The sequence below is a fragment of the Tsuneonella mangrovi genome, assembly GCF_002269345.1.
Lineage (GTDB): Bacteria > Pseudomonadota > Alphaproteobacteria > Sphingomonadales > Sphingomonadaceae > Tsuneonella > Tsuneonella mangrovi.
Map to the genome: position 1 here is coordinate 2271536 of NZ_CP022889.1, position 25108 is coordinate 2296643.

The 25108-nt window shown below is 65.7% G+C and carries 24 protein-coding genes; 14 read left to right on the forward strand and 10 right to left on the reverse strand.

The window, feature by feature from the left end:
* The 5 genes from CJO11_RS11050 to CJO11_RS11070 form a co-directional block, all read right to left on the reverse strand.
* On the reverse strand, positions 1 to 744 hold the full coding sequence (locus CJO11_RS11050) for an SDR family NAD(P)-dependent oxidoreductase (RefSeq protein ID WP_095012757.1): 744 nt from the start codon (positions 742 to 744) through the stop codon (positions 1 to 3).
* 78 nt (positions 745 to 822) lie between these two features.
* Entirely contained in the window at positions 823 to 1464 is a 642-nt protein-coding gene (locus CJO11_RS11055) for an NrsF family protein (RefSeq protein WP_095012758.1), read from the reverse strand.
* A gap of 3 nt (positions 1465 to 1467) precedes the next feature.
* On the reverse strand, positions 1468 to 1998 hold the full coding sequence (locus CJO11_RS11060; RefSeq protein ID WP_095012759.1) for a sigma-70 family RNA polymerase sigma factor: 531 nt from the start codon (positions 1996 to 1998) through the stop codon (positions 1468 to 1470).
* Positions 1995 to 2453 (reverse strand): DoxX family protein, encoded by a 459-nt coding sequence (locus tag CJO11_RS11065; RefSeq protein WP_095012760.1) that lies wholly within the window; start codon positions 2451 to 2453, stop codon positions 1995 to 1997. The genes CJO11_RS11060 and CJO11_RS11065 overlap by 4 nt, the downstream gene beginning before the upstream one ends.
* 4 nt (positions 2454 to 2457) lie before the next feature.
* Positions 2458 to 2730, reverse strand: coding sequence for a BufA1 family periplasmic bufferin-type metallophore (locus CJO11_RS11070; protein ID WP_095012761.1), 273 nt, complete (start codon positions 2728 to 2730; stop codon positions 2458 to 2460).
* Between the two features lie 166 nt (positions 2731 to 2896).
* On the opposite strand from CJO11_RS11070, the gene bufA2 reads away from it, so the two are divergent.
* From bufA2 to CJO11_RS11085, 3 genes are all read left to right on the forward strand, one after another.
* Positions 2897 to 3181 carry a BufA2 family periplasmic bufferin-type metallophore gene (bufA2, locus tag CJO11_RS11075; protein WP_095012762.1) on the forward strand — a complete coding sequence of 95 codons (285 nt, stop codon included), beginning with the start codon at positions 2897 to 2899 and terminating at the stop codon, positions 3179 to 3181.
* Positions 3182 to 3267: 86 nt separating this feature from the next.
* Positions 3268 to 4104: an MNIO family bufferin maturase gene (gene bufB / locus CJO11_RS11080; RefSeq protein ID WP_095012763.1), complete on the forward strand. Its 837-nt coding sequence runs from the start codon at positions 3268 to 3270 to the stop codon at positions 4102 to 4104.
* Positions 4101 to 4871 carry an HvfC/BufC N-terminal domain-containing protein gene (locus tag CJO11_RS11085; protein ID WP_095012764.1) on the forward strand — a complete coding sequence of 257 codons (771 nt, stop codon included), beginning with the start codon at positions 4101 to 4103 and terminating at the stop codon, positions 4869 to 4871. The genes bufB and CJO11_RS11085 overlap by 4 nt, the downstream gene beginning before the upstream one ends.
* 10 nt (positions 4872 to 4881) lie before the next feature.
* On the opposite strand, the gene typA is transcribed toward CJO11_RS11085, so the two are convergent.
* Positions 4882 to 6699 carry a translational GTPase TypA gene (gene typA / locus CJO11_RS11090; RefSeq protein ID WP_095012765.1) on the reverse strand — a complete coding sequence of 606 codons (1818 nt, stop codon included), beginning with the start codon at positions 6697 to 6699 and terminating at the stop codon, positions 4882 to 4884.
* Between the two features lie 262 nt (positions 6700 to 6961).
* Here typA and CJO11_RS11095 point away from each other — a divergent pair, with 262 nt between their 5' ends.
* A complete protein-coding gene (locus tag CJO11_RS11095) occupies positions 6962 to 9616 on the forward strand; it encodes a TonB-dependent receptor (protein WP_095012766.1) in 2655 nt (884 codons plus the stop codon).
* Positions 9617 to 9738: 122 nt separating this feature from the next.
* Positions 9739 to 10191: a DUF805 domain-containing protein gene (locus CJO11_RS11100; RefSeq protein ID WP_095012767.1), complete on the forward strand. Its 453-nt coding sequence runs from the start codon at positions 9739 to 9741 to the stop codon at positions 10189 to 10191.
* Here the strand turns inward: CJO11_RS11100 and CJO11_RS11105 are convergent.
* Together CJO11_RS11105 and CJO11_RS11110 are read right to left on the reverse strand one after the other, a co-directional pair.
* Positions 10188 to 12707: an ABC transporter permease gene (locus CJO11_RS11105; protein WP_095012768.1), complete on the reverse strand. Its 2520-nt coding sequence runs from the start codon at positions 12705 to 12707 to the stop codon at positions 10188 to 10190. The genes CJO11_RS11100 and CJO11_RS11105 overlap by 4 nt on opposite strands.
* Complete coding sequence (locus CJO11_RS11110; protein WP_240504474.1) at positions 12700 to 13389, reverse strand: ABC transporter ATP-binding protein; 690 nt, start codon at positions 13387 to 13389, stop codon at positions 12700 to 12702. The genes CJO11_RS11105 and CJO11_RS11110 overlap by 8 nt, the downstream gene beginning before the upstream one ends.
* Before the next feature lie 47 nt (positions 13390 to 13436).
* On the opposite strand from CJO11_RS11110, the gene CJO11_RS11115 reads away from it, so the two are divergent.
* Genes CJO11_RS11115 through CJO11_RS11130 form a run of 4 tightly spaced genes read left to right on the forward strand, consistent with a single transcriptional unit; the run spans position 13437 to position 16894 of the window.
* Positions 13437 to 14144 carry an arylesterase gene (locus CJO11_RS11115; protein WP_095012769.1) on the forward strand — a complete coding sequence of 236 codons (708 nt, stop codon included), beginning with the start codon at positions 13437 to 13439 and terminating at the stop codon, positions 14142 to 14144.
* Between the two features lie 4 nt (positions 14145 to 14148).
* Positions 14149 to 14751 carry a DNA repair protein RecO gene (gene recO / locus CJO11_RS11120; protein WP_095012770.1) on the forward strand — a complete coding sequence of 201 codons (603 nt, stop codon included), beginning with the start codon at positions 14149 to 14151 and terminating at the stop codon, positions 14749 to 14751.
* Positions 14748 to 15806: a 3-isopropylmalate dehydrogenase gene (gene leuB, locus CJO11_RS11125; RefSeq protein WP_095012771.1), complete on the forward strand. Its 1059-nt coding sequence runs from the start codon at positions 14748 to 14750 to the stop codon at positions 15804 to 15806. Before recO ends, leuB begins: the two co-directional genes overlap by 4 nt.
* On the forward strand, positions 15803 to 16894 hold the full coding sequence (locus tag CJO11_RS11130) for a glycosyltransferase (RefSeq protein ID WP_240504475.1): 1092 nt from the start codon (positions 15803 to 15805) through the stop codon (positions 16892 to 16894). The genes leuB and CJO11_RS11130 overlap by 4 nt, the downstream gene beginning before the upstream one ends.
* A 7-nt stretch (positions 16895 to 16901) precedes the next feature.
* On the opposite strand, the gene nhaA is transcribed toward CJO11_RS11130, so the two are convergent.
* Positions 16902 to 18125, reverse strand: coding sequence for a Na+/H+ antiporter NhaA (gene nhaA / locus CJO11_RS11135; protein ID WP_169829188.1), 1224 nt, complete (start codon positions 18123 to 18125; stop codon positions 16902 to 16904).
* Between the two features lie 87 nt (positions 18126 to 18212).
* Here nhaA and CJO11_RS11140 point away from each other — a divergent pair, with 87 nt between their 5' ends.
* The 5 genes from CJO11_RS11140 (at position 18213) to CJO11_RS11160 (ending at position 24240) form a co-directional block, all read left to right on the forward strand.
* On the forward strand, positions 18213 to 19613 hold the full coding sequence (locus CJO11_RS11140; RefSeq protein WP_095012772.1) for a glycosyl transferase family protein: 1401 nt from the start codon (positions 18213 to 18215) through the stop codon (positions 19611 to 19613).
* Positions 19610 to 20758, forward strand: a complete 1149-nt coding sequence (locus CJO11_RS11145) for a hypothetical protein (protein WP_095012773.1) — start codon at positions 19610 to 19612, stop codon at positions 20756 to 20758. The genes CJO11_RS11140 and CJO11_RS11145 overlap by 4 nt, the downstream gene beginning before the upstream one ends.
* Before the next feature lie 46 nt (positions 20759 to 20804).
* The gene (locus tag CJO11_RS11150) at positions 20805 to 21722 is read left to right on the forward strand and encodes a sulfite exporter TauE/SafE family protein (RefSeq protein ID WP_095012774.1); all 918 of its coding nucleotides are present in this window, start codon (positions 20805 to 20807) and stop codon (positions 21720 to 21722) included.
* Entirely contained in the window at positions 21719 to 22477 is a 759-nt protein-coding gene (locus CJO11_RS11155) for a TIGR02186 family protein (RefSeq protein ID WP_095012775.1), read from the forward strand. The genes CJO11_RS11150 and CJO11_RS11155 overlap by 4 nt, the downstream gene beginning before the upstream one ends.
* Positions 22478 to 22560: 83 nt before the next feature.
* A complete protein-coding gene (locus CJO11_RS11160; RefSeq protein ID WP_095012776.1) occupies positions 22561 to 24240 on the forward strand; it encodes an ATP-binding protein in 1680 nt (559 codons plus the stop codon).
* Positions 24241 to 24372: 132 nt separating this feature from the next.
* Here the strand turns inward: CJO11_RS11160 and CJO11_RS11165 are convergent, their stop codons facing one another.
* Positions 24373 to 25107 carry a 7-carboxy-7-deazaguanine synthase QueE gene (locus CJO11_RS11165; RefSeq protein ID WP_095012777.1) on the reverse strand — a complete coding sequence of 245 codons (735 nt, stop codon included), beginning with the start codon at positions 25105 to 25107 and terminating at the stop codon, positions 24373 to 24375.
* Between the last annotated feature and the right edge of the window lies 1 nt (position 25108).

Sequence of the window (25108 nt, forward strand, 5' to 3'; positions counted from 1 at the left end):
TCAGAAGCTCTCCGTCCACGGGCGCAGGTCAATCTCATGGCTCCATGCGGAGCGTGGCTGGTGGTGCAGCCACACGAAATTGCGGGCAATCTCGTCGGGTTTGAGGATGCTATCGGCTTCGAGCAACGGAGTGACATCGTCGACCCGCGAGCGGGTGAACACCCCGTCGATCGCTCCGTCGCAGATCACGTGCGCGACGTGGATCCCTTGCGGCCCCAGTTCGCGCGCCATTGATTGCGCCAGCGCGCGCAGGCCCGCCTTGGCCGCGGCAAAGGCGGAGAACCCGTCGCGCCCGCGCAGCGAAGCGGTCGCACCGGTGAACAGGATCGTGCCTTTCCCGCGCGGCACCATCACCCGCGCGGCTTCACGCCCCGCGAGGAACCCGGCGAAGCACGCCATCTCCCACACCTTGGTGAACACCCGCGCGGTCGTCTCGCGAATGCCGAAGCGCACGTTGGCACCGATGTTGAACACCGCCACTTCGAGCGGGCCGATCTCGGCCTCGATCCGGTCGAACAGCGCAACGGTTTCTTCTTCCGAGCGGGCGTCGACGCCGAACGCGTGCGCAATCCCGCCATCGGCGCGGATCGCGTCGGCCAGGGCGTCGAGTTCGGCGATATGCCGTGCCCGGCGGGTCAGCGCGACAGGGTGGCCTTCGGCGGCAAACGCTCGCGCGACCGATCCGCCGAGGCCATCGCCCGCGCCGATCACCAGGCACACGCCCTTGGTTGGAGTCTCGCTCACCGCTGGCCTCTCCTTGCTCGCTCGGGCCGGACTATGGACCGGGCTTGACAAAGGGGCAATGCGACTGTGCCGGATGTATTACCAGCGGATGATCGCGGGACCGGCGAACCGCCCAAGCAGCCCAAGCAGCACGACCGGGATCACGTGCCAGATGCCGAGGTGGAACAACTGGTCGTCGGGGCACGCGAGGCCGTAAGCTGCCATGCCCAGCGCGCCCGATGCGACGCCGAGATAAAGCCCCGCCAATTTCGGTGCGACCGGTGCGCCGCGCCGCAGCCACCAGCCCAGCGCCACCGCGATCAATGCCGCCGATGCGCTGCCCCAAGCCACGCAATGCAGGTCGATCGAGCTCTGGTAGAGCGCCGGATGCGTGGTCGGCGGAGCGAGCCAAACGAGGAGTGCGGACAGCGGCAACAACGCGAGCGCGGCCATCGCCCACTTCGGGTTATCGTGCGTGCTGCCGACCCGCGGGCTGGCCATCGCGATCACCGCAGCGGCAGCCGAGCTGCCGACGACCAGCATCAGCCCATCGGTGATCAGGAACAGCTCGGACACCTGCCCATGCGTTAGCCCCGCGCGGAACCCGGCGAGCAGCCACACCGCGGCGACCGTTGCGGCGAAGGCCGCCGCGACCAGTCCGGCACCGGCGCGCCAGCGCAACGGGCGAACAGGGTTGAGATCATCGACCAGGCTATCGATCAGGGAAGGGGTGTTGCTCATATCTCAGTTCGCTTTTTCGACGATGGCGGCGAGCTTCTTGAGCCCGCGATGGACGTTGACCTTGACCAGCGATTCGCTCTGGCCGGTGAGGCGCGCGGCTTCGCTGACCGATTGCCCTTCTATCTTGACCAGCCGGATTGCAGTTGCCTGGCCGTCGGAGAGGTTCTCGAACAATCGCTCGAGGCTGATCTGTGCGGCGACGGCTTCCTGTTCGCCAGGTTGCGACGGCTCGACGCCTTCGAGGTCGGTTTCCTGCGCGCGGTAGGCCTTGCGCAAGTGATCGACCCAGCGATAGCGCGCGATCGCGGCAAGCCACGGCAGGAACGCGCGCTCGGGATCGTAGCTGGCCCGCTTGCGGTGAAGGCTGAGGAGGACTTCCTGCACGAGGTCGTCCAACTGGCATGGTGGAACGCGGCGCTGGAAATAGCGCTTGAGCCAGCTCTCGCACGCGCCAAGCAGCGCGTGATAGGCGGTGCGGTCGCCGCCTTGGCTCGCCCGCATCAGGCGTGACAGCGTCGCTTCGTCGGCGATCATCGCGCCAGTCCCCTCGCGAGAAGCGGGTCGAGTGCAAATGCCCCGCTGCCGCGCACCACTAGCACGAGTGCCAGCGCCGCCCATAGCGAATGCACCGGCCACCACGCATCGGGATAGACGAACACCTGGATCACCATCGTCATGCCGAGCAGCCCCAGTGCGGATAGCCGGGTGGCGAGGCCAAGCACGAGCAGGATCGGCAGGAATGTCTCTCCCAGCAGCGAAAGATGCGCCGCAAGGTCGGACGGCAGCGGCACGCCCGAATACTCGGTGGCGAACAGGTAGCGGGTGGCATCGCTCAGGTGCAGCCAGGTGCCTTCGACGACCTTGGTCCGGCCCGAACGCCAGAACACCCCGGCGAGCGCGAGGCGGACGAGCAGCAGCGTGGCTGCTTCCGGCCAGCGCGAACCGGCGATGGCCGTTGCGCGGTTCCAGTGGCGAACGAGCGTGCGCATCGGCTCAGCGCTTGATCGGGGTCAGCGAGCCGTTGCCCTTGGGCGTGCTAATCTTGGTGCAAGTCCCGGCGGGCACGAGCTTCCACGAATTGCCCTGGAAGTCGCGGGTCGAGGTGCCCGCGCAGCTGGTGCCGGGTCCGGCAGCGCAATCGTTGTGACCGGCTTTCGCGACGCCGTAGCACTTTTCCATCTTCGGTTGTGCGGCGCTGGCCTGGCCGGCGAGCGCAAGGCTGGCTGCTGCGGTAGCGATTGCGAGAACGGGCAGGGTCTTGGGCATCGGGCATTCCTTGCAGTGAAGTGTCGATTGCCCCGGAGTTCGTTCGCACCCCGCCATCCGGTTACACCCGCACCGAATTTCCAGGCGATGTAACCGAGCCGGACCTCCTGCCGAACCAGCCCGTGCCGACCCCCGGCAAGCAAACCTCTTTTTGGGAGAATTCCACATGACTTCGATCCGTACCGGCGCCAGCATCGCCGCTTCTGCCGCCCTGTTCGCGCTGTCTTCGATGGCGGGCGCGGCAACCCCGCCAGCCGGCAGCACCGGCGCGGCAGTCGGCGCGAAAGACACCGTCCACTGCTACGGCGTGAACAGCTGCAAGGGCATGGCCGACTGCAAGACCACGATGAATGAATGCAAGGGCATGAATTCGTGCAAGGGCCACGGCTTTAAGGCGATGGCTGCGGGCGCGTGCCTGACCAAGGGCGGGACCATCGGCGACATCGGCTGACGGCGCTGCCGTAGCCGCCGGGCGGCCTGCCAGACCTTGCCCCCGAGGGCGGGCCGCCCACTGCCCTTTTTGCACGGTACGCCTCGATGACCGCTAGCACTCAATCATTCACAGGCTTCGGCCTCGGCCTGCGCCGCCCGCATTACGCTGAGTTCATGGCAGGCGAAGTGGCGGTCGATTTCGTAGAGATCATTTCGGAAAACTACATGGTCGATGGCGGCCGCCCGCTCGCGACGCTCGACGCGGTGCGGGCGCACTATCCGGTGGCGATGCACGGCGTTTCGCTGGGCATCGGCAGGGCCGACGGGCTCGACCGCGATTACCTCATGCGGCTACGCGCGCTGGCCGACCGGATCGAGCCGCTGTTCGTCTCCGACCACCTGTGCTGGACCGGGATCGACGCGCATTCTTCGCACGACCTGCTGCCGATGCCTTACACCCGCGAAGCGCTCGACCTGGTGTGCGGCAATATCGGTCAGGCGCAGGATGCGCTCGGGCGCGCGATGCTGTTCGAGAACCCGTCGAGCTATCTCGCCTTTCCCGAAGACGAGATGGCCGAGCACGAATTTCTCGCCGAGATGGCGCGGCGGACCGGGTGCTTCCTGTTGCTCGACGTCAACAACGTGTTCGTCAACGCGCACAACCACGGGTTCGACGCGGGCGAATACCTCGCCGGGCTTCCGATCGATCGAGTGCGCCAGATGCACCTGGCCGGGCACACCCCGGGCGAGATCCTGATCGACACGCACGACCGCGCGGTGTGCGACGGGGTATGGGCGCTCTATGCACGGGCGGTCGCCCGTTTCGGTCATGCGACAACGATGATCGAGCGCGACGACGCCATTCCCCCGCTGAGCGACCTGCTCGCCGAGCTCGACACGGCCCGCCGGGTCGCTGCCGATGTAGAGCGGCGCGCAGCATGACGCTCGCCGCCACTCAGCGTGCGTTCATGGCGCAGGTGCTCGATGAAGACGCGCCGCTGCCGCGCAGCTGGAGCGACCATGCGCGGGCCGGGATGGCGATCTACCGCAACGCCTATCGCGCCCGGTTGATCGACGCGCTTGCCGAGACATTTCCCGCGACCCGCCACTGGGTGGGAATCGAAGCGTTCGAACGTGCAGCGGCGCATCACGCGATCATCCATCCGCCCGGTGGCTGGACGCTCGATAGTGCTGGCTCCGGGTTCGACGAGACGCTGGCACAGTTGTTTGCGGGCGATCCCGAAGTGGGGGAACTCGCGTGGCTCGAATGGCGGATGCACATGGCCTTCGTCGCGCGCGATGCAGTGCCGCTCGACCGGAAAGGTTTTGCGGCGTTGCTGTCGGCGCAAGGCGATGCAATGGACCTGCGCCTGACCCCTATGCCGGGGCTCGCCGTGCGGCGGGTGGTCGCGGATATCCCCGCAATCTGGCGCTCCGCGAAGGCCGGGGAGGCGCCGGCAGGCGAAGTGCCGATGTTAGCCGAACCGGGCGGGCTGGTGGTGTGGCGCGACGGGTTCCAGCCGGTGTTTCGCGCCACCAGCGCACTCGAAGCTGACTGCCTTGCTCACCTGCGCGACGGGGCGACGTTCGGTGCGATCTGTTCCCTTGTGGCCGTCGCGCTCGATGACGAAGCACGCGCAGCCGAACAGGCCGGCGCGATGCTGGCCCGCTGGATCGACGACGGAATGCTCGCGGCCCCGGTAGGCTAACGAGCACCAATCATGCGGCTTCCTTGCGCTTCGCCTTCTTGCGCTCGTGCGGGTCGAGGATCGCCTTGCGCAGGCGGATCGACTTCGGCGTCACCTCGACCATTTCGTCGTCGTCGATGTAAGCTATCGACTGTTCGAGCGTCATCACCGTCGGCGGGGTGAGGCGGATGGCGTCGTCCTTGCCGGTCGAACGGAAGTTCGTCAGCTGCTTGGACTTGAGCGGGTTGACCTCGAGGTCTTCGGGCTTGGCGTTTTCGCCGATGATCATCCCTTCGTAGACCTTCGCCTGAGGGCCGAGGAAGAGCACGCCGCGTTCCTCCAGCGCGTTGAGCGCGTAGCCCACCGCATCGCCGGTGGCATTGGAGATCAGCACGCCGTTGGGCCGCCCTTCGATCGCGCCCTTGTGGGGGCCGTATTTCTCGAACAGGCGGTTCATGATTCCGGTGCCGCGCGTGTCGGACAGGAATTCGCCGTGGTAGCCGATCAGCCCGCGGCTGGGGGCGGAGAACGTGATGCGGGTCTTGCCCGCGCCGCTCGGGCGCATTTCGGTCAGCTCGGCCTTGCGGCGCTGCATCTTCTCGACAACCGTTCCCGAGAACTCGTCGTCGACATCGATCACGACCTGCTCGTACGGCTCCATCCGCTGGCCGTCTTCCTCGCGGAAGAGCACGCGGGGGCGCGAAATGCCCAGCTCGAAGCCTTCGCGGCGCATCGTTTCGATCAGCACGCCCAGCTGCAGTTCGCCGCGCCCGGCGACTTCGAAGCTGTCCTTGTCGTGCGCTTCGGTTACCCGGATGGCGACGTTGGTTTCGGCTTCACGCATCAGGCGGTCGCGGATCATCCGGCTGGTGACCTTGTCGCCCTCGCGCCCGGCGAGCGGACTGTCGTTGACCGCAAAGCGCATCGACAGCGTCGGCGGGTCGATCGGCTGCGCCGCGATCGGGTCGGTCACTTCCGGCGAAGCGATGGTGTTGGAAACCGTCGCCTTTTCGAGGCCCGCGAGCGCGATGATGTCGCCTGCCTTGGCACTTTCGACCGGCACTCGCTCAAGCCCGCGAAAGCTCATCAGCTTGGTCGCACGCCCCGTCTCGATCACATTGCCCTCAGCGTCGAGCGCGCGGATCGGATCGTTGATCTTGAGTTTGCCCGACTGGACTCGCCCGGTGAGCACGCGGCCCATGAAGCTGTCGCGATCGAGCAGGGTGGCAAGGAAGCTGAACGGCGCGTCTTCGTCGAGGCTGGGCGCAGGCACATGCGCGACGATCCGCTCGAACAGCGGGGTCAGGTCGCCGCTGCGCGCGTCCTGGTCCTCGCTCGCATAGCCTTCGCGGCCCGAGGCATAGAGCACCGGGAAGTCGAGTTGCTCGTCGTTCGCGTCGAGGTTGACGAACAGGTCGAAGACTTCGTCGAGAACTTCCTGCGGGCGACCGTCGGGGCGGTCGATCTTGTTGACCACCACGATCGGACGCAGGCCGAGGCCGAGCGCCTTTCCGGTGACGAACTTGGTCTGCGGCATCGCCCCTTCGGCGCTGTCGACCAGCAGGATCACCCCGTCGACCATGCTGAGGATGCGTTCCACCTCCGCGCCGAAGTCGGCGTGGCCGGGCGTGTCGATGATGTTGATCCGGGTGCCCTGCCATTCGATCGAGGTCGGCTTGGCAAGGATGGTGATCCCGCGCTCCTTCTCGAGGTCGCCCGAATCCATCGCGCGTTCTTCCACCCGCTGGTTGTCGCGGAAGGTGCCCGACTGGCGGAAAAGCTGGTCGACAAGGGTGGTCTTGCCATGGTCGACGTGGGCGATGATCGCCACGTTTCGAAGCGAAGTCATAATAGGTTCTCGAAGCTGTCAGATAACGCGGCGTCTATTTCATCGCGTTTGCCGCGCGCCCCTAGCGGAGCGGGGCGCAGGCGGCAAGGTGCGGGCTGTGTCATACGGGCAACAGACGGTGTGCATTCCAATTTCATATGATACCATCGCTTGAGCGCGCACTGTGCAGTGATACATCGCCTGTGGGAATGTATGGAGTAAGCATCTCACCTTGCCGGACAATTCGGATGTGTGTGTTGCCAATGAAAGAGGAACCCCGACAATGAATTTCATCGCCTCGCCGTTCGCGAGCCGCTGCCGCATCGCCTTGCTGGCCGGAGCTGCCGTCGTCGCTTTCCCGACGATCGCTTCCGCGCAGGACCAGGCCGACTCGAATTCCGCCAATGCCTCACAGGCGCAGAGCCAGGATGACACGAGCGCAATCGGCAACGAGATCATCGTGACCGCAACCAAGCGCGCGCAGACCCTGCAGGACGTGCCGGTGGCGGTCTCGGTCACCACCGCCGATACCATCGAGCGCGCGCAGATCCGCGACGTGTCGGATCTTACCAGCGTGGTCCCGTCGCTTTCGGCGAGCCAGAGCCAGAGCCAGTTCGCGACGACCTATTCGATCCGCGGGTTCGGCACGAGCGGCAACAACATCGGCCTCGAGCCGTCGGTCGCGGTATATGTCGACGGGGTCTATCGCAGCCGCGCGATCGCGCAGATCGGCGACTTGCCCGATATCCAGCGCATCGAAGTGCTGCGCGGGCCGCAGTCGGCACTGTTCGGCAAGAACGCCAGCGCCGGTGTGATCTCGATCGTCACCAAGGCTCCGAGCTTCACCCCCCACGGCAGTGTCGAGGCGAGCTACGGCAACTACAACGACGTCGTCGCCAAGGCTTACCTGACCGGGCCGATCAGCGACACCGTCGCAGCCTCGATCGCGGGCGGATACCACCGCCGCGACGGTTACCTGACCAACGCCTACAACGGCGACGACATGAACAACCGCAACCGCTGGTTCGCCCGCGGTCAGGTGCTGTTCGAGCCGTCGAGCGATTTCAGCTTCCGCCTGATCGCCGACTACGACCGGATCGACGAGAAGTGCTGCGGCGTGGTCAACCTGCGCCCGTCGGCCGCGACGCTGGCGATCCAGGCGCTCGGCGGGATGGTCAACGACTATCGCACTCCGTTCGCCGATGTGGTCTATTCGGACGTGGTCCCGACCAGCAAGGTCGAGAACTGGGGCGTGTCGGGCCAGGCCGACTACACCATGAATTCGCTCAAGCTGACGAGCATCACCGCCTATCGCCAGTCCAGCCTCAACGCCGACCAGGATGTCGATTTCACCAGCGCCAAGCTGGCGACCGGGGCCAACATCGGCCAGGCGAAGATCAAGACCTTCACGCAGGAACTGCGCCTTGCGAGTGATTTCGACGGGCCGGTCAACTTCCTGCTCGGCGGTTACTTCTTCGACGAGAACGTCGATGACCATGACCAGATCGTCTACGGCAGCGACTTCCGCAACTATGTCGACCTGCTGATCCGTGGCCTTACCGCCAATACCCAGAGCGCCGACAGCATCGAGGCAACCTTCGGGGCACCGCCCAATACTTTCTGGCAGGCCGGGCAGGGCTTCTTCAACAACATGAAGCAGCATGACCAGGCGTGGTCGGTGTTCGGCAACGTCGACATCCAGCCGATCGACAACCTCACGCTGACGCTGGGCATCAACTACACCCACGACGCGAAGGACGTGACCACTAACTCCTACAGCACCGACCTTTTCAGTGCGGTCGACATCCCGGGTGCGATCAGCCAGATCAACGCCTACTACACTGCGTTGACTGTCGGCCAGTACCTGTCGTTGCCTGCCGGTACGCTGGCGAGCCCGGCGCAGATCGCCTATTTCCAGTCGGTCTCTCCGACCGGATACAACGCTATCGTTCAGGGCGTCAGCGCGCAGACGGCACCGCTGATGGGGTTCCAGGCGCTGCAGTTCCTGCCGCCGTTCCAGAACATCCCCAACGCAGTGGAAGACGGCAGGACCCGCGACGGCAACGTGAGCTACATCGCGCGCCTCGCCTACGAGTTCAATCCGCACCTCAATGCCTACATCTCGTATTCTTCGGGCTTCAAGGCATCGAGCTGGAACCTCTCACGCGACAGCCGACCGAGCCCGGCGGCCTATGCCGCGTTGGTCAATCAGGGGCTGGCGGTAACCAACCTGGTGCCTGGATCGCGCTTCGCCGATCCGGAAATCGCGGAGAACTACGAGCTCGGGATCAAGGGCAACTGGGGCCTCGCCTCAGCCAACCTGACGTTCTTCAAGCAGTCGATCCGCAACTTCCAGACCAACACCTTCACCGGCACCGGGTTCATCCTCGCCAACGCCGGCAAGCAGTCGACCTTCGGTGTCGAGTTCGACGGCATGGCGCGCCCGACGGACGAGTTGACGCTGGAAGTGGCGGTGACCTACCTCGACCCGAAGTATGACAGCTTCGTCGCCTCGCCGTTCGGCGACCTTTCGGGCACCGAGATCGGCAACATCTCCAAGTTCGTCGCCAACTTCGGCGCGACCTGGGACCAGCCGATCGGCGACGATCACCTGATCCTGCGCGGCAACTTCCGCTATGCCGCCCCGGTGCAGGTCGAGCCGGGCCTGCTGGCGTTCATCACCACGAACACCAACGGTACCCCGAACTACGATACCGCTCGTGCGGCCGCACGTCCGTTCCGGCGAGAGGACGACGACCTCAACGCGTCGCTAACCTACTCGTTTGCCAACGGACTGGACCTGATGGTGTGGGGCCGCAACTTGCTCGATCACCGCAGCATCACCGATATCTTCGATTCGGTGGCCCAGTCGCAGTCGATCTCGGGCTACGTGAACCAGCCGCGGACCTACGGGGTATCGGCGCGCTTCAAGTTCTGACGCGACCGAACGCAAATTCGAAACGGGAAGGGGCCTCGCATCGCGGGGCCCTTTTTCATTGCCTTCGCTATTGGCTTGTGATTCAATGACTTCATCAGTCGTATCGAATTGGGGGATTTGCGATGAACTGGATGATCCTGCCTTTCAAGCGCTATGCCGAGTTTTCCGGCCGTTCGCGGCGGATGGAATACTGGATGTTCACGCTGCTCAACGTGATTGTGGTAGGCGTGCTGTCGGTGATTGTCTTCGGCTCCGCCGGAATTGCCAATCTGAGATCGGATGAAGGAAACCCCGGAGCCGTGCTCGGGTTGTTTTTCGGCGGGTTCGGCTTGCTCATCCTGTTCTGGATGGTGATTGTCCTGATCCCGTCGATCGCGGTGACCGTGCGGCGCCTGCACGATCGCGATATGAGCGGGTGGTGGTACCTCGGTTTCGCCGTAGGCGGGATGATCCCCTACATCGGTTTCCTGATCTCGATCGCCTTCCTGGTGATCATGTTTCTGCCGGGCACTCCCGGTCCGAACCGCTTCGGTCCCGATCCGAAGGGTGCGACCGACGTGGAAGTGTTTTCCTAAAGCGCCCGCAGCGCCTGCGCCGGTTTCGCTCTCAAGAGTGGGAGCGCGCCGGCCAACGCAAAGGCGATCACCAGCGCGAGCCCTGCGCCGAGCACGCCGAACACCGCGCTCCAGCCAGGTAGCCAGTCGAATTCGAACAACCGAGTCACGACGAGCCACGCGCCGGTGAGGCCAAGCGCCAGCGCGACCACCGCCAGCACTGCAGCGAGCGCGGCGTACTCGGCGAACGCCATCGCCAGCACTTGCCTCCTGCTTGCGCCGAGTACCCGCAGCACGACCGTGTCGTAGGTCCGCTGGGCGCGTGCGGCGGCGATTGCGCCGAGCAGCACGGCAAGCCCTGCCAGCACCGCCACCGAAGCCGCAGCCAGCGTCGCCAGCCCGACTTGCGAGAGCAGCGTGCGCGCCTGTGTCAGCACCGGGCCGGTCTCGATCACGCTGCTCGAGGGAAATGCGCTCACGAGGTCGTGCAGCAGGCGGCGCTTGTCCGCGCCTTGGCCCAGCCGGATCGTCGCGGCGAGGTTGTGCGGCACGTCGCGCAAGGTGTTGGGGCTGAACACCAGCACGTAGTTGAAGCCCATCGATTGCCAGTCGATCTTTCGCAGCGATGCGACCCGTGCTTGCCGCTCGACGCCGAGCACGCCGATGGTCAGGTAGTCGCCCACCCGGAGTCCGATCGCATTGGCGAGATCAGCATCGACGGAGACCTCGGGCGGGCCGCTGTAGTCCGGCCCCCACCACGTGCCGGCGGTGAGCGAGTTGCCCGGCGGCACTTCGTCCGAATAAGTCAGCCCGCGCTCGCCGCGCAGCGCCCATGCACCGTCGGGGATATTGTCGCCCAGGCTGGCGACCCGGGTCTCGTTACCTTGCGGCCCGTAGGCGAGGATCGACCCGCGCATCGCGGGCACGGTGCGGGTTTCGCTGCCCGGTGCATCGCGTTCGACGAGCTTGGCGAAATCGGCGGCGCGCTCTTGCGGCAGGTCGAGCACGAAATAGTCTGGGGCCTTTGCGGGCACACGCTTGGCGATGGTCCCGTCGATGCTCGTCTGGACAGCCGCGAGCAGCACGAACGCGCCAAGCCCGAAGCCGAGCGCGGTCACCAGCATTGCGGTCGCCGCACCGGGCCGGTGAAGGTTGGCGAGCGCGGCGCGGGCGATCGGGTTGGTCGGGCGGGGCAGGCGTGCAGCACCCTTGCGGATCGTCCAGCCGAGCAGAGCTAATAGCGCCAGGGCCGCTGCCGCTCCGCCGATAAACCCGGCAGATAGCCACGGCTGCTTGGCGGTTAACATCGCGATGCCCGCAATCGCCAGCAATCCTCCGATGACGGGTACCAGCGCTGCCTTGTCGCGCGCCAGCGGAGCAACCCGCGCGCGCATCAACGCCATCGCCGGGAATCGCCGCGCGCGCATCAGCGGCGGTGCGGCAAATACCAGCGCGACCAGCAGGCCATACGCCAGCGCGAGCAGCAACGGCCCGGGTGCAAACGCGATGCCTGTGCCGACCGGCAGCAGCCCTTTCAGCGCGCGGGCGAGCAACGGGGTGATCGCGACCCCTGCGGCAATCCCGGCAAGGCTGCCCACCAGCGCCGCCGTGCCGACCTCCAGCGCGTAGATCCGCGCGATATCGCCGCTGCTCGCGCCGAGCACCTTGAGCGTAGCGATCGACTGGCGGCGCGCGTCGAGATAGCTCGAAACCCCACCTCCGATCCCGATCCCGGCGATCACCAGTGCTGCGAGCCCGACCAACGTGAGGAATTCGCCCATCCGGCCCACGAACCGGTCGGTCCCCGGCGCACCGTTGTCGCGGGTCTTGATGTCGAACCCCGCATCGGGAAACTCGGCCTTGAGCGCGCGCTTGGCCGCTTCGGGATCGGTGCTGCCGGCAAACGCTATATTGGTCTTGGTGCGATACATCGCGCCGGGCGCGGTCAGCCCTGCCTTTGCGGGAATGCCCGCATCGACGATCACTGTCGGGCCGAGCTGGAAGCCTTCGCCCAACCGGTCGGGTTCGTTGCCGAGGATGCCGCCAACCGTGAGCCGCGTGGTCCCGACCGAGAAGCTGTCGCCCGGGGACAGGCCCAGCCGGTCTGCTGCCCCTTGCGCCAGCCATGCTTCACCTTGAGGCGGCGCGCCGACGACTTTGCCGCTGGCGAGGGTTGCCTTGCCATAGAGCGGCCAGCGCGCATCGACTGCCTTCAATTCGACCGGTGCGGCTGCCGTGGCCGTGCTCGCCATCGCCTGCATCCGTATGCCGCTCGATACAGTGCCGAGCTTACCGAGCGCAGCCATCTCGCCAGCATTGGGCGCGCGTTGCCACAGCGAGACCTGCATATCCCCGCCGAGGAACTCGCGGCCCCGGTCGGCGAGCTGGGTCTCGATCGAATGGGTCAACGTGCCGATCGCGGCGAGCGCCATCGTGCCGAGGAACAGGCACACCAGCAGCAGCCGCAAGCCCTTGAAGCGCGCCGAGAGGTCGCGCCGGGCGATCGCCCATGCGCCGGACCAGCCCAGCTCAGCCATGCGTGTCGCTCGCGATCCTGCCATCGGCGAGCGTCACCACCCGCTCGCAGCGCGCGGCGAGTTCGGCATCGTGGGTAATCACCAACAAGGTCGCACCGGTTTCCGCGCGCCGGGCGAACAGCAGGTCGGTGATTGCTTCGCCGGTCGCCGCATCGAGGTTGCCGGTCGGCTCGTCGGCAAAGATCAGCGCAGGGCGCGGAGCGATCGCGCGAGCGATAGCGACCCGCTGCTGTTCGCCGCCCGAAAGCTGGGTCGGGTAATGCGACAGCCGGTGACCGAGCCCGACCGCTTCGAGCTCCGCTGCTGCGCGTTCGCGCGCGGCGGACATCCCGGCCAGTTCCATCGGTGTCGCGACGTTTTCCAGCGCGGTCATCGTCGGTAGCAAGTGGAACGCCTGCAACACGATCCCGATGCGCCCGCGCCGGGCGCGCGCCAGGGCATCCTCGTCGAGCGTGGCAAAATCGGCACCTGCGACCTCGAGCGAGCCGCCGGTCGCGCGTTCGAGCCCAGTCAGCACCGCCATCAGGCTCGACTTGCCCGAGCCCGATGGGCCGAGCAGCGCGACGACTTCGCCGTCCGTCACTATCAGGTCGATACCCTTGAGGATTTCCACCGGCGCGGCGGTGCTTCCGAGGGTCAATGTGAGATTGCGGGCGCAAATTGCGGGGGAAGGGCTTGTCACACCGCGGCGATGGCATAGGTCTGGGGCAGCGACAAGGAGGCTGGTCGATGGAATTTGGCAAGTGGTCGATTGGATTGGCGGCGGCACTGGCCCTGGCCGGGTGCCAGCAGCAGTCCGCGCCCGCCCCGCAACCGACCGCATCCGCTGCATCGACCGACGTTGCCAGTGCCCAGGTGTCCGGCCCGGTTCGCCGAATCCTCGCGTTCGGCGATTCGCTGTTCGCCGGATATGGCCTCGCCAGCCCGCTCGAGAGCTATCCCTCGCAGCTTCAGGCTGCGCTGAGGCAGGAGGGGGTCAACGCGCAAGTGGTCAACGCAGGCGTGTCGGGAAACACCACTGCCGACGGGCTGCAGCGGCTCGACTTCACGCTCGAAAGCATGGCGAAGAAGCCTGACCTCGTCATCCTCGAGCTTGGCGGCAACGACCTGCTGCGAGGGCTTCCGCCAAAGGAAACCAGGGCCAACCTCTCGGCGATGCTGGAAAAGCTCAAGGCGCTCGACATTCCGGTGCTGCTGATGGGCATGCGTGCACCGCCCAACGGCGGTCCCGAGTTCCAGAAGGCGTTCGACGGCATCTATCCGGATCTTGCGAAGCGGTTCGGCGTGAAGCTGGTGCCGTTTTTCATTGGCAGCATATACGACAAGCCGCAGCTGCTTCAGGCCGACCATATCCATCCGACCCGGCAAGGCGTCGAAGCGCTGGTGGCGGCGACCAAGGCGCAAGTGACGGCGGCGATCCCGCCAGCCACCAAATAGCCCGATGCACTTGCGCGCACCCGCCATCCTCGTCGCCGCGCGCTCGCACGGCGAAACCGCAGTGGTCGCGCGGATGCTGACCGAGGAATTCGGGCTGGTCGCGGGTTACGTCGCGGGCGGACGCGGGCGGCAGCTGCGCCCGGTGGTAATTCCCGGCAACCTCGTCGAGGTGGAGCTTCGTTCGAAGAGCGACAGCCAGCTGCCGTTTGCCCGGCTCGAACTGTGCGAGAGCCGCGGGCCGTGGCTCAGCGAGCCGCTGGCCTCCGCGGCGATCGGCTGGACTTGCGCGCTCACCGCTACTGTCCTGCCCGAGCGCAATCCCTATCCTTCGCTCTATTCGGCGCTCGCGGCGACGCTCGACGCGGTGTGCCATGCGCCATCCGCGCGCGGGTGGTTGCGCGCGCTAGTCGCGTATGAAGCGCTGGTGTTGCGCGAGCTCGGCTACGGCGGCGCATCGCCAGCTGAGGAAGCCGAACTTGGCGTGCTGCTCGAAATCTTTGCCCGTCAGGCAGCTCCGCTCGAACGCTACCTGCTTGCCGACCGACGCGGCGATGTTATGGCCGCGCGCACGATGCTGGGCGAACGGCTGGAACGGATCAGGGCATGAAGATTGCGGTGCTTCCCGGTGACGGGATCGGACAGGAGGTGACTCGCGAGGCGGTGCGCGTGCTCGATGCACTCGGTCTGCCCGGGCTGTCGCTCGAATATGCCGATGTCGGGGCCACCGCGTGGCGCGCGCACGGCCATCCGCTGCCGCCAGCGACGCTGGAGATTGCGCGGGCATCGGATGCAATTCTGTTCGGCGCGGTCGGCGATTTCGACTGCGACCACCTCGAGCGGCACTTGCGGCCCGAACAGGCGATCCTCGGCCTGCGCTCGGAACTCACGTTGTTCGCCAACCTGCGTCCGGCAAAGACGTTCGACGGGCTGGAGGCGATGAGCGCATTGAAGCCCGAGATCGCCCGCCAGATCGATATGCTGATCGTCCGCGAGCTCAACGGCGACGTCTATTTCGGCGACAAGGCGATCGACACGCTGCCCGACGGCCGCCGCCGCGGGTGGGACATGATGAGCTACACCGAGGACGAAGTGCGCCGCATTGCGCATGTCGGTTTCCGCGCGGCGCAGGGGCGCAACGGGCGGCTGTGTTCGGTCGACAAGGCCAATGTGCTCGAAACCAGCCAGTTGTGGCGCGATGTCGTGATCGAAGTCGCCGCTGAATATCCCGATGTCGCGCTCGAACACATGTACGTCGACAACGCGGCGATGCAGCTGGTGAAGGATCCGGGCCGGTTCGACGTGATCGTGACCGGCAACCTGTTCGGTGACATCCTGTCGGACCAGGCGAGCATGTGCGTCGGTTCGATCGGGTTGCTCGCCAGCGCCGCGCTTGGCGACCGGCAAACCGATTACGGGACGTTCGGGCTCTACGAGCCGATCCACGGCAGCGCGCCCGACATCGCCGGGCAGGGCAAGGCCAACCCGACAGCGACGATCCTTTCCGCCGCGATGCTGCTGCGCCATTCGCTCGGCCTCGAACGGCAGGCGGCGCGCATCGAGGCAGCGGTTGCAAGAATTCTCGCTGAAGGTGTCCTTGGATGGGACCTTGGCGGAACCGCCGCTACCGCACAGATCGGCGACGCGGTAATCGCCCGGTTGTGAACCTTGAGCTTGCCATTGTCCTGCCCACGCTGAACGAGCGGGGCAACCTCGCGCCCCTGATCGAGCGGATCGATGCGGCGCTGGGCGAAATTGCGTGGGAAGCGATCATCGTCGACGACAACAGCACCGACGGCACTGCCGATGCGGCGCGCGAGATCGCACAAGCCGATCTCCGCGTGCGGGTGATCCAGCGCTTCAACCGCCGCGGCCTTGCGTCAGCCGCGATCGAGGGAATGTGCGCGACAGCCGCACCGTTGGTCGCGCTGATGGACGCCGATCACCAGCACGACCCCGCGCTGCTCGTCGAAATGGCCGCAGCGGTGCGGGCGGGCGAATGCGACGTCGCGGTCGGCTCGCGCTTCGTTGCTGGCGGCAGTGCGGCGGGGCTTTCCAGCCAGACCCGGGAAAAGGGATCGATGCTCGCCAACCGGCTGGCGCGCAAGGTTACCGGGGTCGAACTGACCGACCCGATGAGCGGGTTCTTCGTGACCCGCGCCGAACTCCTTCGCGCGGCGGCACCGCGCCTGTCGGGCATCGGGTTCAAGATCCTGCTCGACCTGCTGGCGACCGCCGACCCGAGCCTGAAGGTCAAGGAGTTCCCGCTCCAGTTCGCCGAGCGCCTGAGCGGCGAAAGCAAGCTCGACAGCGCAGTGACGTTTGAATTCCTGGTCGGCCTCTACGACCGCAGCTTCGGCCGCGTGGTGCCTTCGCGTTTTGCCCTGTTCGGCACTGTCGGCGCGGCCGGCGTGGCAGTGCACCTGACGGTGTTGACGCTGCTCTATCGGACGTTGGGCGAAGGATTCGCGTTGGCGACCGTGTTTGCCACGATCGCCGCGATGACGTTCAATTTCTGGGTCAACAACTGGCTGACCTATCGTGACCAGCGCCTGAAGGGTCTGGCCGCGATAATGCGCGGTTGGCTGGGGTTCTGCGCGACTTGCGCGGTCGGGGCGCTGGCCAACGTTGCGGTGGCCACCTTGCTCCAGGCCCGCGGCGTCTATTGGGTGATGGCGGCGCTGGCCGGGATCCTCATCGGATCGGTGTGGAACTACGCATTGTCGAGCCGGTTCGTGTGGGGCCGTTACTGACTGCTTTCTATTCCGACTCGGGTTCCGCGGGGCCGGGTACCACCCGCAACAGGAAATAGCCGATCAGAACCGAAACCAGCGTGCCGGTGAGCACGCCGAGCTTGGCCTGCTCGAACAGGTCAGGGGTGTCGGCAAACGCCATCGTGCCGATGAACAGGCTCATCGTGAAACCGATCCCGCATAGCGCGGCGATGCCCCATAGCTGGAGCCAGCTGGTGCCGTCGGGCAGCTTGGCGATGCCGAGCCATCTGGCTCCGGCCACCGCGCCCATGATGCCCGCTTGCTTGCCCAGCACGAGGCCCGCCGCAATCGCCAGCGGTAGCGGGGCGAGGAACCCGTCGAGCCCGATTCCGCGCAGGTCAACGCCAGCGTTGGCGAACCCGAACAGCGGCACCACGAGGTAGGCGTTCCAAGGCGCGAGGCCGTGCTCGGCACGCGCAAGCAACGGCTTGTCGTCGGCAGTGCGCATCGGGATTGTCAGCGCCGCGACGACACCGGCGATAGTGGCATGGATCCCCGAATTAAGCACGCACAGCCACAGCACGACAGCACCGACCACGTACGGCCACAGCCGGTCGACCTTGCGCATGTTGAGCACCGCGAGGGCTGCGGCGACCAGCACCGATGCGATCATCCAGATCGCCTTGACCTTGACGGTGTAGAACAGCGCGATGATCGCGACCGCGCCGATATCGTCGACGATTGCGACTGTCAGCAGGAACAGGCGCAGGCGCTGCGGCACGCGGTCGCCCAGCAGGCCGACGATACCCATCGCGAAGGCGATGTCGGTCGCCGCCGGGATCGCCCATCCGCGATCGAGCCCGGGATCGTCGCGGACCAGTGCGACGAAGATGATCGCCGGAAGCGCCATGCCGGCAGCAGCGGCCAGCACCGGCAGGCGGCGGGCTTGCGGATCGGCGAGGTCGCCTTCGACCAGCTCGCGCTTCACCTCCAGCCCGACGACGAAGAAGAACACCGCCATCAGCCCGTCGTTGATCCACAAATGGAGCGTGTCGAGCTTGACCACCGGAGTGAACGGCAGGACCGAATGAAACAGCGCGTGGTAGCCGTGCGCGAAGGGCGAATTCGCTAGCACGATCGCGGCCACGGCCACGAAGATCAGCAGCAATCCCTCGCGCGCGTCGGACACGAACAGCGCCTTCACGGGGGCCATCGCGGCGGCTTTCACGGGTTCGAGGGCGGCGGCGAAGAGGGGGCGATCGTCAGTCATTCGTTTGAGTATTGGCCAATGCCGATCGCCGTTGCAAGGCCGCTACGACTTGGTTATCACTTCGATCGGTGATCGGGGGAAACCATTTTGACTTTAGAGGGATTTAGCGCGCTCCAGTGGATCGTCATGGTCGAGCACGAACTATTGCTGTTCGCAGGCGTGTTCTTCCTGCTCGGATCGCTCGACGAGCTTGCTGTGGACCTCGTCTGGCTGTGGCTCAAGGTAACCGGAAGGGCGCGTACCCGAACTCTTTCCGGCAGTGAGATCGAGGCTGCTCCGCTTTCCGGGATTGCCGCTGTCTTCGTGCCCGCATGGCAGGAGGCGGAAGTCATCGGTGCGACCGTGCGCCATGCTTGCAATGCCTGGCCGCATGACGAATTGCGGCTCTATATCGGGTGCTACCGCAACGATATGCAAACCGCAGAAGCGGTGATTGCAGCCGCCGCGGGCGACCCGCGATTGCGACTGGTGATCCACGACCGCGACGGGCCGAGTTCGAAGGCAGATTGCCTCAATCGTCTTTACCGGGCGCTGATCGAGGACGAGCGGCGCTCGGGCAGTTTGGCGCGGATGGTGGTGATCCACGATGCCGAGGATATGGTCGATCCCGCCGCACTCGGGCTGCTCGATGCCGGAATGGCCCGCGCCGAGCTGGTCCAGCTGCCGGTCCTGCCCGCGGCCTTGCCGAACTCTCGCTGGATCGCGTCGCATTATTGCGAGGAATTCGCTGAGGCGCATGCCAAGGGGATGGTGGTGCGAGAAGCGCTCTCTGCCGGATTGCCGACTGCCGGCGTCGGCTGCGCGATCGAACGCGGGATGCTCTCGCAGCTGGCGGAAGTTCGCTCGCAGGACGGGCCGTTCGCGGCCGATTGCCTGACCGAAGACTACGAGCTGGGTCTCGGCGTTGCCGAACTGGGCGGCCGCGCCCGGTTCGTGCGAAGTCGTGCACCCGACGGGCAGCTGGTGGCGACCCGCGCGGTATTCCCTTCGGACCTGGGCGCATCGGTGCGGCAAAAGACCCGCTGGGTTCACGGGATCGCGCTGCAATCGTGGGAACGGCTCGGATGGGGAACGCGACCAGTCGAGATGTGGATGCGGATGCGCGACCGACGGGGGCCGCTCACCGCGCTGGTGCTGGCGGTGGCCTATGTCCTGCTGGTGCTGATCGCGGCGACCGAAGCAGCGCGATTGCTGGGCGCCCCGATGCCGACCGACACTTCGCCGCTGCTGCGCGTCCTGCTGTGGGCCAACCTTGCCGGGTTCGCCTGGCGCGCCGTCTGGCGCTTCGGCTTTACTGCGCGCGAATATGGCGTGGCGGAGGGGTTGCGCGCAGTGCTGCGCATTCCGGTGGCGAATATCATCGCGATCATGTCCGGCCGCCGTGCGCTTGCTGCCTATGTGCGGTCCTTGCGCGGCCAGATGGTTGCATGGGACAAGACCAGCCACGTGATGCACCCCGCCCTGTCGCAGACTGGGAGGGCTGCATGATGCCGACCCGAAGCACCGCCGGAACTCGCCGCGGCCAGCCGCTGGGCGTCTTGCTGGCGCTCATCGTCGGTTGGGCCGCCATTCGGGTCGTGACGTGGCAATCGCCGTTCCCGATCCTCGCTCCGCTCAAGGCCTACGACGCCCCGATTGCTCATGCCAATCGGTCGACTGACGAGAGCACACCGGTTTCGGCGCCTGTCCTGGGTGCTGCTGCGGATACTCCGGCGGCCCCTCTCGCACCCGGATGGTCCACGCGCGCGCTGCCTGCATCAGTTCCCGGGGCGCTTTTGCCTGCTTCCACCGGTGACACGACAAACCGCGACTCCACGAGTACGGCAGCAGCCCAACAGCTGCTGTTCATGGCCGGGATGGCCTATGTCCCGGTTCCGCCAGAGCTGTCCTCGGCGCTCGCCAGCGCGAGCCGGTCGGCCAATCCGGGCAAAGCCCGCCAGGCTCCGCAAAGGGGGTTGTCCGGCAACCCCGCGCTCGACCGATGGCGGCTCGATGCGTGGTCGTACTATCGTGCCGGCAGCGGGGTTCCGCCAGTGGTTGCAGGCGCGCCATACCCTGCGACCTACGGTGGCAGCCAGGCCGGCGCGGTGCTGCATTACACGATCGATGGCAGCGCGCGGCGGCCGGAGCTCTACTTGCGCGCGACTGCAACGCCCGATCAGCCGCGCCAGTCCGAGGTGGCGATCGGGTTCGGCGCGCGACCGCTCGCGAAAGTGCCGCTTCGGGCGCAAGCCGAGCTGCGCGCCTTCAACCAGTCGGGTCGCACCGAACTGCGCCCTGCCGTTGCTGCTGTAACCGAGATCGCGCCGGTCAAGATTCCGCTGGAATTTGTCGGTGAGGGCTACGCCCAGGCCGGCTATGTCGCGGGCAGCTTTGCGACCGGTTTCGTCGATGGGCAGCTGCGTATCGAACGACCGGTGATCACAGGCGATGCGGCTCGCTTCCGGCTCGGTGGCGGCGCGTGGGGCGGGGGCCAGAAAGGCGCTGCTCGGCTCGATGTCGGACCATCGGCTACGCTCGATTTGAGCGGCGGCCCGGTTCCATTGAGGCTCTCCGCGGACTATCGGATTCGAGCTGCGGGCGATGCGATGCCGAAATCGGGAGTTGCGATCACGCTTTCATCGGGATTTTAGGATGGCACGCCTTCCAAGTTCGATCTGCTTAGTTTAGGGATCGCTAATGGACGTCTATCTCCCGATCGCAAACTTGTCGGTCAACGGGGCTGTGATCGTCCTGCTCGGCGCGATGACCGGCATCCTGTCCGGCCTGTTCGGGGTCGGTGGCGGTTTCCTGACGACCCCGCTGATGATCTTCTACGGCATTCCCCCGACTGTCGCAGCGGCCTCGGCCACCACCCAGGTGACCGGGGCCAGCGTTTCGGGCGTGATCGCACACAGCCGTAGGGGCGGGGTCGATTACCAGATGGGCGCCGTAACGGTCGTGGGCGGTATTCTTGGCGCCGGGATAGGCGCGTTGCTGTTCAACTTCCTCGAATCGATCGGCCAGATCGATACCGCGATCAGCGTGCTTTATGTTGTACTGTTGGGGACGATCGGCGTGATCATGGCGCGCGAATCGTGGACCGCTATCCGCGCCAGTCGATCGGGCGAGAGCCGTCCGCGCGCGGCCAAGCGCCGCCATCACCCGCTGGTCGCCAGCCTGCCACTGCGCTGGCGGTTCTATCGTTCGGGGCTCTACATATCGCCGCTGGCACCGCTGCTGCTGGGGATGTTCGTAGGTATCCTGACGATGCTGATGGGCGTGGGCGGCGGGTTCATCCTGGTGCCCGCAATGCTCTACATCCTCGGCATGAGCGCGGGGGTGGTGGTCGGCACCAGCCTGTTCAACGTGATGTTCGTGACAATGGTCTCGACCATGATGCACGCGCTCACGACCAAGGCGGTCGATCTCGTGCTCGCGGCGCTACTGCTGCTCGGTTCGGTCACCGGCGCGCAACTCGGTTCGATGCTGGCGCAGAAGGCCAAGCCCGAATCGCTGCGCTTCATCCTTGCCGCGATCGTCCTGCTGATCGCGCTGCGGATGCTCTACGGCCTCAGTGTCCGGCCGGACGAGATCTATACGGTGATCCCGCTGTGAGGGTGCGGCTGGCCTTCCTGCTGGCGGCGTTTTTCCTGCTGACCGGTGCGCGCGACCCGATCCTGGTGCCCGAGGTCAGCCAGCACGATATCCAGGTCCGGCAAGGCTTTACCGGCACGAACCTGTTGCTGTTCGGCGCGATTCTCGATCCGGCAGGCGCGCGCAACACCGGCGGTTACGACATCGTGGTTGTCCTCAAGGGCCCGACCGAAGCCGTGCGGGTGCGTGAGAAGAAGCGCGTGGGCGGCATCTGGGTCAACGCGGACAGCACCGATTTCCGCTCTGCGCCGTCGTATTTCGCGGTCGCCTCCTCGCGTCCGATCAAGGACATCGTCGATCCGCGAACTGCGGCGATCTACGAACTGGGGACGAACTATATCCAGCTTTCGCCGTCGGGTTCGATCGATCCCAAGGAGCAGGCCCGGTTCAATTCGGGGCTGGTCGCTTTGAAGCGCCAGGAAGGGCTCTACAAGGAAGAAGACCACGGCGTGAAGCTGAGCGAAGGGGTGCTCTACCAGGCCCGCCTGTCGCTGCCTTCGAGCGTCCAGACCGGCACCTATACCGCTGAAACCTTTGCTATAACCAATGGACGGGTAGTTGCCTCGGCGATCGCCAATGTCGACGTGCGCAAGGTCGGTTTCGAACGCTTTATCGAGCTGTTCGCGCAGATCTGGCCGTTCTCCTACGGCCTGTTGGCGGTGGCGATCTCGGTCGGGATGGGCTGGATGGCCGGTCGGCTGCTCGCGATAGGATAATCGAGCTTTCAAACCGTTGACGCGATTTTAACCGCGCAAAGCCTAGGTTCCCCGCAGAATTCTAACGGGGGAATGGGTCCGCAATGACCGACATGGGAAACCAGAACTTCGACAAGGCCGCACCGGTCGCTGGCACCGGTAGTTCGGGCAACGCGAGCGACAATGCCATGCAGCCGATCGGCGTGGTGCTCGAGATCGCCGGTTCGGGCTCGCAGATCGCGCTCGATATCCAGCGGATCAACGAATGCATGGGGGACGACGATCCCTCGATCGCGCTTGCCGGGCAGGTGGGTAGCCAGGTCAAGATCCGGGTTGGCGATTCGTGGCTGCTCGCGAGCGTTCGCAACCAGCGGCAGGATCGCCGCCAGGGTGGCGGGATCATCGCCAATATCGACTTCCTCGGCGAAGGGATGGAAGAAAAGGTGACCGGGCGGATCCACTCGTTCCGCCGCGGCGTCACCCGCTATCCGGTGCCGGGCGCACTGATCTATCCGGCGACCACCGCCGACTTGCGCCAGATTTATGCCTCCGACGGGCGCAGCTCGATCCAGATCGGCACCGTCTATCCGACCAAGGATATCCGCGCCGGGCTCTATATCGATGCGATGCTGGGCAAGCACTTCGCGCTGCTGGGATCGACCGGTACCGGTAAGTCGACCAGCGCTGCGCTGATCCTCCACCGGATCTGCGAAGCAGCGCCCGACGGCCACATCGTCATGATCGACCCGCACGGCGAATATTCCGCCGCGTTCAAGGACACCGGGCTGATCCTCGACGTCAGCAACCTGCAGATGCCGTACTGGCTGATGAACTTCGAGGAGCACTGCGAAGTGCTGCTGACCAGCACCGGCAACGATCGGCAAACCGATTCCGATATTCTCGCCAAGTGCCTGCTGCGCTCGCGTGCGAAGAACCGGCTGGCCGAAACGATGGGCAAGATCACTGTCGATTCGCCGATCCCCTACCTCCTTTCGGACCTCGCCAACGAGATCCAGAACGAGATGGGCAAGCTCGATAAGTCGACCAACTCCGCGCCGTACATGCGGCTCAAGACCAAGCTCGACGAGCTCAAGGCCGATCCGCGCTACCAGTTCATGTTCTCCGGCATGCTGGTGGGCGATACGATGGCCGATTTCCTCGGCCGCATTTTCCGTATGCCGGGCGAGGGCAGGCCGATCTCGATCATCGACGTGTCGGGCGTGCCGTCGGACATCACCAGCACGGTGGTTGCGGTGCTCAGCCGACTGGTGTTCGACTTCGCGATCTGGGGCCGCGAGGAAAAGACGCGCCCCGTGCTGTTCGTCTGTGAAGAGGCGCACCGCTACGTGCCGAGCGAGAAGAACGCCGACAATTCCAGCGTCGGCCGCATCCTCAGCCGTATCGCCAAGGAAGGTCGTAAGTACGGTATCTCGCTGGGCCTCATTACCCAGCGTCCGTCGGACCTTGCCGAAGGCGTGCTGTCGCAGTGCGGCACGATCATTTCGATGCGTCTCAACAACGACCGCGACCAGGCGTTCGTGAAGGCGGCGATGCCCGAAGGCGCGCGCGGCTTCCTCGATTCGATCCCGGCGCTGCGCAACCGCGAATGCATCATCTGCGGCGAGGGTGTCGCAATCCCGATCCGAGTGGCGTTCGACAACCTCGAAGAGAACAAGCGCCCGGCGTCGGAAGACCCGAGCTTCGTCGAACTTTGGCGCGAGTCCGGCGGCGAGGAAGAGCGCGTCCACCGCATCGTCCAGCGCTGGCGTTCGCAGGGAACGTAATTGGTTTTGCGCGCGCCCATCCGGGCGAGCGTCCTCGGTGCTGTTCCCTTCCCCCGGATCAAGTCCGGGGTGCGGGGCACCTGCGGGCAGCCGGTCGGCCTTGCGGTCTGCTGGTCGCAGCCCGATCTCCAGCTACGTTCCGCGTGTATCGCCGTAGAGGTGAATGTGGAGCCGGTCGCTCATGCGGAAGCCGTGCCCCACACATAGCGGGGCGAGCCACTGCTCGCGTTCGTGCAAGGTCGCGCTGTCGGTGCCTTCGGGCATTAGGAAAATCCGCAACGGGTTCATGTGATAGCTGCGCGCCAGCGCCAGCACTTCATCGACGTCGCTTGGCGCGGCGATCACGAATTTGAGGAACGCACGCGGTTCGCTCGCCCAGTGGTGCAGCCGCTCGGGGATCAACGCGAGCTCTGCCGGATTGCCGCTGTGCGCCAGTTTGGGGCTGACGTTGTATTGATCGACATGGACATCGAGCCGCGCGGGCGGGGCGACGGTGCCATTGGTCTCGATCTCGACCGTGTGATCGGGCAGCAGCGCGACGAGCTCGGCCAGTGCGCCCGCCTGCAGCAATGGCTCCCCGCCGGTGATGACCAGCCGTCGCGGTGTGAACGCGGCAATCCGCTCGGCGACTTCAGCCACCTCCAGCGTCACCTGGTTGGCCTTGCGTGCGAAGTCCACGCCGTCGCGGTGCGGGCGATTGTCGCCCTCGAATCGCCAGGTGTAGGCGGTGTCGCACCACTCGCAGGCAAGGTTGCAGCGGCTGAGCCGCACGAAAGTGCACGGCTGCCCCGCGCTTGGTCCTTCGCCTTGCAGAGAGGCAAATACCTCCGGCTCGCCCGGAGCCTGCGTGGCGAGGACTAGCGGCACC